At 68.3% G+C, this 426-nt stretch carries 1 pseudogene; it reads left to right on the forward strand.

The annotated features are described in order from the left end of the window. Positions 1–426 (forward strand): annotated as a pseudogene (locus tag QSK15_RS32460) (formate dehydrogenase); the annotation flags it as partial.

The raw sequence follows: 426 nt of genomic DNA on the forward strand, positions 1-426 counted from the left end.
CCCGTACCGATTCCGCTGACAGCATGGCGCGGTCGGTGTGTCCGTACTGCGCGGTGGGTTGTGGTCAGCGGGTGTTCGTCAAGGACGGGCGGGTCAGTCAGATCGAGGGCGATCCGGACAGTCCGATCTCGCGGGGTCGGCTCTGCCCGAAGGGCGCGGCCAGCAAGAGCCTGGTCACCAGCCCGTTGCGGCAGACCACGGTCCGCTATCGCCGCCCGTACTCGACGCAGTGGGAGGACCTGGACCTCGACACGGCGCTCGACATGATCGCCGATCGGATCCTCGCCGCCCGGGAGCAGACCTGGGAGGACGTCGACGCCGAGGGCCGGCCGCTCAACCGGACGCTGGGCATCTCCAGCCTGGGCGGGGCGACGCTCGACAACGAGGAGAACTACCTGATCAAGAAGTTGTTCACCGCGATGGGGG

Origin of the sequence: Micromonospora sp. NBRC 107095 (genome assembly GCF_030269705.1) — a bacterium.
In the GTDB taxonomy this organism is placed as follows: Bacteria; Actinomycetota; Actinomycetes; order Mycobacteriales; family Micromonosporaceae; genus Micromonospora; species Micromonospora parva.